This window comes from Acidisphaera sp. L21 (assembly GCF_009765685.1).
In the GTDB taxonomy this organism is placed as follows: domain Bacteria; phylum Pseudomonadota; class Alphaproteobacteria; order Acetobacterales; family Acetobacteraceae; genus LMUY01.
In genome coordinates this window covers 21,704-28,580 of sequence record NZ_LMUY01000137.1, presented here as the reverse complement: position 1 = coordinate 28,580, position 6,877 = coordinate 21,704, and the positions used below count along the sequence as shown (strand labels likewise).

General features: G+C 60.8%; 6 protein-coding genes and 1 pseudogene. 2 read left to right on the top strand and 5 right to left on the bottom strand.

Features of this window, described 5'->3' with window-relative positions:
• Positions 1 to 422: pseudogene (locus GSQ76_RS25605) on the top strand (hypothetical protein); the annotation flags it as partial.
• Positions 423 to 635: 213 nt separating this feature from the next.
• Here GSQ76_RS25605 and GSQ76_RS25600 read toward each other — a convergent pair.
• Genes GSQ76_RS25600 through GSQ76_RS25580 form a run of 5 tightly spaced genes read right to left on the bottom strand, consistent with a single transcriptional unit; the run spans position 636 to position 5,595 of the window.
• Positions 636 to 1,970 carry an MFS transporter gene (locus GSQ76_RS25600; protein WP_254070631.1) on the bottom strand — a complete coding sequence of 445 codons (1,335 nt, stop codon included), beginning with the start codon at positions 1,968 to 1,970 and terminating at the stop codon, positions 636 to 638.
• A gap of 50 nt (positions 1,971 to 2,020) precedes the next feature.
• Positions 2,021 to 3,013, bottom strand: coding sequence for a zinc-binding dehydrogenase (locus GSQ76_RS25595; protein ID WP_158746922.1), 993 nt, complete (start codon positions 3,011 to 3,013; stop codon positions 2,021 to 2,023).
• A gap of 8 nt (positions 3,014 to 3,021) precedes the next feature.
• Entirely contained in the window at positions 3,022 to 3,774 is a 753-nt protein-coding gene (locus tag GSQ76_RS25590) for a sulfite exporter TauE/SafE family protein (RefSeq protein ID WP_158746921.1), read from the bottom strand.
• Positions 3,775 to 3,787: 13 nt separating this feature from the next.
• Positions 3,788 to 4,666, bottom strand: coding sequence for an aldolase (locus GSQ76_RS25585; protein WP_158746920.1), 879 nt, complete (start codon positions 4,664 to 4,666; stop codon positions 3,788 to 3,790).
• Complete coding sequence (locus GSQ76_RS25580) at positions 4,663 to 5,595, bottom strand: carbohydrate kinase family protein (protein WP_216851297.1); 933 nt, start codon at positions 5,593 to 5,595, stop codon at positions 4,663 to 4,665. Before GSQ76_RS25580 ends, GSQ76_RS25585 begins: the two co-directional genes overlap by 4 nt.
• A gap of 156 nt (positions 5,596 to 5,751) precedes the next feature.
• Between GSQ76_RS25580 and GSQ76_RS25575 the strand changes: the two genes are divergently transcribed.
• A complete protein-coding gene (locus tag GSQ76_RS25575; protein WP_158746919.1) occupies positions 5,752 to 6,516 on the top strand; it encodes a DeoR/GlpR family DNA-binding transcription regulator in 765 nt (254 codons plus the stop codon).
• The last annotated feature ends 361 nt before the right edge of the window (positions 6,517 to 6,877 follow it).

Below are 6,877 nucleotides of genomic sequence, written 5' to 3'. Positions count from 1 at the left end.
ACGGACGGCTCTCAGAAGATTTCAAACTGCTCTCCGGATCCTGGGTCAGTGTTGGCCCGTTGCGTGCTCGGCTCGTCGAGGCGTTGGCGCCGTATGTGCGCGATGTCGCAATTGTTGGTCATGATAGGCAAGAGATTGGTGTTCTGGCCTTGCCGTACGAATCTCACACCATCTCCAACCCCGCGGCCCACGCCGAAATCAAACAGACCCTGCAGTGGCTTGCAGAACGAGCATCCGGAAGTGCATCGCGTGTGACCCGGTTTGCGTTTCTCTCAGCACTGACAATGGATTCAGGGGAGCTCACGGATAAGGGCTCGATCAGTCAAGTGACTGTCGTACGCCGCCGCCTGCAAGAAGTGGAAGCCTTGTATACCGATCCACTTCCTCCACACGTCCTCTATGTAGCCTCTGCCTTTACTTAGGCTCACTTATGCACCGACAGGCTGTGTTCGAAGCACGATCTGCTGCAGCAGCTATCCACAGGAATGTGGATCGGCTCTGAAGTTTGACCCCTTTCGGCGTCCAAGGCTGACCCTCCCTCTCTGCCAATTTCGGTAGTCTTTCAGATGCTAGTTTAGGCAGGAAACGTCCGGCGACGTGCGGGCATCCCAGAAGTGATGCGTTTATCGTCTAGACTAAAAGCCAGGTGCTCGGCTTTGCGCATTTGACTGCGGAGTCAATGTCCGCTGGACTGGGGTGTCTGGCAGTGTAATTTGAAGGTCCGAGACGACCAGAGCCGCGCACACAAGAGACAGAAGGGCAATTGCTGCCAGAAAGCCGGCGACATACCAGGGCGCCCCATCATTGGCTGCCAGAAGGCGAGACGCGACCAGCGGAGTAAAGCCACCGATAATGGCCGAAAGCTGGTAGGCAATCGACAGCCCGGTATAACGGACCTGAGGGCCAAACAGCTCACTAAAAAAGGTGGATTGAACGCTGAACATCAGGGTAGGCCCGAAGTTGTAGGCCACTGCAATGGCAACGGTGATCAGCAGTGCAGACTTAGTTCCCAGCAGCAAAAAGAATGGGTAAGCAAACACCACGACGAACGCGGCGCCCGCAATGTAAATTGCACGCCGACCAACGCGATCCGATAAGGCGCCAAACACCGGGCAAGCGAAGATTCCGATGAACGACGCGATTAGCACGGCCGTAACCGGGATCGTACGATCCACGCCAAGCTGCGTGACGACATAAGCCAGACCGAAAGCGTTTATGATGTTAGACGAGGTTGTCTCTGCCAGCCTTGCACCGAGTGTCAGGATGACGTTACGGGGGTGCTGGCGCAGTAGCGCAAAGAGGGGCACCTTTGGAGTATCGCCACGCTGACGGCTGCGCTCAAAGTCCGGCGTTTCATCTGTGCTCAAGCGGATGAACAATCCGACCACCAACATCACCGCGCTAAATAAGAATGGCAGACGCCAACCCCAGGATAGAAAGTCTTCCTGCGGTAAGCGGCTGACTAAAGCGAATACACCGGTTGCCAGCAGGATGCCGCCCGAGGCTGCGGCCTGCGGCAGGCTGCCCCAGAAACCGCGAGAGCCAGGAGGCGCATGTTCGATGGTCATCAGCGCCGCGCCGCCGTACTCGCCACCCAAGCCGAAACCCTGCAAAAGGCGCAGCACCACCAGCATGATGGGCGCGGCGATGCCAGCCGTGGAGTAGGTCGGTAATACCCCGATCAGGAATGTGCCTAGCCCAATGATCAGCAGGGTTGCGATAAGGCTCGATTTACGACCAACCTTGTCGCCGATATGGCCAAACACGATGCCACCGAGCGGCCGCGCTAGAAACCCGACGCCGAAGGTTGCAAACGACGCAGCTGTTCCCGCTAATGGATCCTCATTGGGGAAGAATAACGGCCCGAACACGAGTGCGGACGCCGTGCCGAAGATGAAGAAGTCGTACCACTCCATCATGGCGCCAGCGAAACTCGCGGCGGCAATCCTGGACATTGAAGGCTGCGACATTGATGGCTCCCCGAGATCAGTTTCTTGTTGCAGGCACGACAGAGTGACGCTCACTCCATGCGGATCAGTACTTTGACGCTGTCGGGCAATTGTGCGTCCGCGTAGGCTTCAACGACTTCGTCAAGACACCGGGTCGCAGAGATCAACCGGTCGGCGTTGATCTCACCCGTCGCCAGCAAGTTGATGGCGGTGTCAATGTCGGTTCCCAAATACATGCCGCTGCCGCGGACATCGATTTCGAAGCGCTGCATGCGGGGCATGGGCAGTGACATCGGACCGGGCGCCACGCCCACCACGACCACGCACCCACCGCCCATGACGGCAGCACTCGCCAGGTCGAGGGTCGGTTGGGCGGCAACGACGTCGAACGCGGCGGTGAAGCGCGGTGTCGCCTCTATCGTGCCGGGAGCAACGGCGTCTGATGCGCCCAGCCGAAGTGCCAATTCGCGCTTTGCCGCCACCGGTTCGATGATCGTAACCCGGCCCGCACCGCGTGCCTTTAGCCCCAGCAGCACGCATTGCCCGATCGTGCCGCCACCGATGAGCAGCACGTCATCCAAATCATCGAAGCGGGATGCGGCATGCACCCCGACTGCAATCGGCTCCGCCAGGACCGCGTGATCCAACGGAAGGCCCGATGGCACACGGTGCAGTTGACTGGCATTGATGACGAACTGCGTTTGTGCCGTTCCCGGAAGGCGGAAGCCGATGACACGGGCGTTTTCGCAGGTGTTGAACGCGCCTCGCAGGCAACGGCGACAATGGCCGCAGTGCACCAGCGGGTTTACAACCACTTGGTCACCCAGTGCCCAGCCTTGCACATCAGATCCTAAGGCTACGATGCGTCCAGCACTTTCATGTCCAGTGACCAGCGGCGGCCGCACCCATGGATGCTTGCCGTGGAGCACGTGCAGATCGGTGCCACAAATACCGTGAAACGCCGGCGCGACGACCACTTCGCCCGATCCCGGTTCCAATTCTGCATCGGTCTCGCGGAGGGCGATCTTATTCAGATCCTCGAAAACGATCTGTTGGATATGCATACAGCCTCCTACAGCGTGCGCGCCGCTGTCGGTGACAACAGCAGCAACGTCCCCTTTGCAACGGTCGCAAGCGCTCCCCCAAGGGCGAGTGCAAACACTGCCTGCCGGGCGCGGTGAGTGGGAATGTGGCGTGCCCCGAAGTGTCCGGCGAAGAGCCCAACAGCCAGGGCAGCGAAGATGATCACCGCATCTGCGATAGCCAGGTTGGGTAAGCCTTTAGCGGCGATCGACCCCATGTTGACGATGGCAAAATACAACTGCATGGACGCGACGAATGCCGTGTGCTCCCAGGCCGTGCCAACGGCGTACAGTGTAATTGCCGGGCCGCCAACGCCGGCGGTGACGTTCATAAACCCACTGAGCCCGCCAGCAGCGATGGCGCCCGGTCGACCGGTGAAGATACGCGTGCTGCGAAGTCTCGGCACTGCCAGCAAGGCAATTGCCACCAGGAGTCCAATACCGATCATGAGCGGCGCAGCGGGCGTGTGTAGCGCCACCTGGCGTCCAATCGGAACCAGACACAGCGCCGGGATCGCGAGCAACAGAACCCGCCCGATCTCTATATCTCGCCAGGTCTGCGCCATCACCAGCAGGTTGGTGGTCAGGCTCAGTACATTGGCCAACAGCACGCCTTGCACTGGCCCTGTGGCGAGCACCAACAGAGGAGCGCTCACCAGAGCAAATCCCAAGCCGGTGACGCGCTGGGTCGCAGCCGCTAAGGCGACGGAGGCGACGACGGCGCTGAGCTGGAGAGGGTCCATGCGACCAGGCTGGCTAGGCCGTAACGACCCGGTCGACCAGCGCGGCCAGCCGCTCCAGCCGGGGAACAGCATCTTTCAGTAAAGCACGGTCCAGATCGGCGGCACCTATCACGGCACGCCAAACCGCACGGCCGGCCAAGAAGCCAGATGCTCCCTCACGGCAGGCCCATTCCACCGCAGTGGGAAATTGCTCCTGCGGCACGCCGGAAGACAACACAACCCAAGGGCTCGCGATGGCGCGAGTTAAATCCGCACATTGGCGACGAATATCGGCCTCGTCGCCCTGACCGTGTTGCGGAACCTCGGCTTTGTACAGATCAGCACCGCGGCTGCCCAATTCCTTCGCAGCGGCCAAGATTCCGTCATGAACATTCCAGGTGCGTCCGTCGCGTGGTTTGCGCGCGACCGGTTCGATGATGCTGATCAGCCCGGCGTTGCGGCAACGAGCGACGAATTCGTCCACCATTGCGATCCGGCCATCGGCGGACTCGTCAGGGCGCCACAGCACCAACAGCTTCATAGCCACGGCTCCCTGCTCGCGGACCCGGGCCGGCACCATCTCAGTATCGATTTTGACGTCGCCGACGATCTCGTCCTGGCTAGCAATGAACTGATCAGCTGCCGCGATCAGCCCGCAGCCTGCGGCCGTTACCTTCGCCTCTACCGCCTGCTCCCAGGCAAATTGCCGATCAACCAACACCGCGGAGGCATGGGGTGTCAGTGCCCGCATCGCCCGCAGCTTAAAATCGGTGACCTGTGCGTCGGATACAGGCTGTGACTGAGTTTCCCCGATCATCACCCGCAGCGCCTCCCGCTGGTCGACGGCGAGCATAGCAAATGCGCCAGAAGGTCGTGCAATTGGGCGCAGGTCGGTCTTGGTCGTGACGGTCATTGGGATGGATCCTTTGTGGTCGTCATTCTGGTAAGGGGAGCGCGCACTGGGGTGAGGCGGGACAGCAGCGCCCGGGTTTCGCCATCACTGGGAATAGTGGATCGGCCGTCCAGCCCGCGACATGATAGCGCGGCAGCAATATTGGCGTAGGCAAGCGCCTCGCCCGTTGGGAAGCCATGCGCAAATGCCGCCAACAGAGCACCATGAAAGACATCCCCGGCACCGAGCGTGCTGGTAATGTCCGCCCGGTAGGCCGGCACGGCCCAATGCTCCATTGTATCCAGCGCGTAGGATCCGCTGGCCCCTGCCGTAGCCACCACGCAGGCGGCTCCCGCGTCGCGGGCTCGCTGCATCAAGGCGAGTGGGTCTCCGTCGCCATACAGGTGCTGCAGCCGCTCGATGGTCGGAGCATACAGCGCCACACCGGCAGGCGTGAAATCCGGGATGTGGTTGCCGCCATCGACGGACAGCTTCGGACCGGCTTCAGGAGGGAGGTCTGCCAACAGCGCAGTGACGGCCGCCCATCCGAGTTGGTCGACATGCACCCAATCGGCTGAGCGGATCAACGACGCAGCGTCAGAATCCATAGGGATGTGCAGCGCCGGGCCAGGTCGATTGCAAATGGCCCGGGTCTCATTGACTCTATCGACAGTCACTAGGCTACCGCCACTCTCGCCAGGCACACGCAGCACGGCGTCTATGGCAACCCCCTCGCCCCGCAGCCCCTCGAGGATGGCGTCGCCGAGCGCGTCGCGGGCGATGGCGCCGACAAAGGCGGCGGGGATGCCCAGCCGGCTGCAAGCGACGGCAGCTGTTGCGGCCGGCCCGCCGCCCGCATGACGGATCATTTGAGCCAGCACCCGGTCATTAGCTCGGGGGTATGCGTCCACCAGGGCGATCGCATCCTGGGTAGCGACACCGACGAACACGATGGATCTGTGGGTAGGAGCAAGTGGGGTCACGAGCAGCGTCACGTCCCGAATGTTGTTTTTCTAACAATGTTGGTAGAATTAATGCGTCTGACGTGCGGATCTTGTCAAGCGCTCTGTCATGGCGTGGAATCACCAAGGGGGGGCCTAGGCATCTTGAAGTACGGCAATGCGCAGGCCAGGCAGACCGCCATCATCGGCCGTCTCCGTGAAGCAGGTTTTTTGGGTGTGGCAGAGGTCGCGCGCGATCTAGGCGTCTCGGAGATGACTGTCCGACGGGACCTGCGTCAATTGGAGGCAACGCGTGCGGTCAACCTCGTCCATGGAGGTGCCAGCCTTCCTATGGAAGAGCGGGACGCCTCGTTCCAAGCCCGCACGGGCGTCGATGCCGAGGCCAAACGCCGGATCGCAGTAGGTGCCAGCACGTTGGTTGGCGCACGGGATGCGATTGCAATCGATGCGGGCACCACAACCTTGGCGATGGCTTGGCAACTGCCCGAGCCGTTTGCAGGCTGCGTCGTCACTCATTCCGTCCCGGTGATCGATCACCTCATGCAGCGTACCGAACTACGGCTCATCGCTCTGGGCGGCGATCTACATCGACCGAGCCGCGCTTTTGTAGGCCAAATGACAGTTGATGGCTGCGCCGGGTTGCGAGTACGCAGTCTATTCTTAGGAGCCGCAGCGATGGACGAGCGTGGGGTCTACGTCGATGCAGACGTAGAGCGCCCGACAAAATTGGCTCTCATGGCAGCGGCCGACCGAGTGATCCTGCTTGCCGATCATAGCAAGGCCGGTCGATCAGCCCCAGTTCTGCTATGCGGGCTTGAACGGATCAGCACACTGGTGACTGATGCACGACCCCCCATTCCTGTCGGGCAAAGATTGAAGCACTACGGAGTTGAAGTGATGATCTGCTAAGGAAAGCTCACGGACGTACGGTCATGACGACCTGTATCCGCGAGAGTCGAAGGGTCGTTTTCCCAAATAATTCTGTCACGTGAGCGGCCTAACTGATGTCTCTGCCGCGGCATAAGTCCGCTTTACGCCAATTGGGGTCATTCAGCCGGTGGTAGGCCTCTCCCGAAAGCCGCCGTCGTTCCGTGAGATGGTAGCCCGGTGCAGACGGGACGCGAAGGGCTAGCTAGAAGTGGTGGTTTGCTGTCAGTCTACTTTTCAGAGGCAGATGGCGGGTAGCGGCCATTCGGACCAGCTACATACACCGGGCATTAGCTGAAAGCGGATCAAAAGGTGATTAGACTTGCAAACACTAGAACGGAGA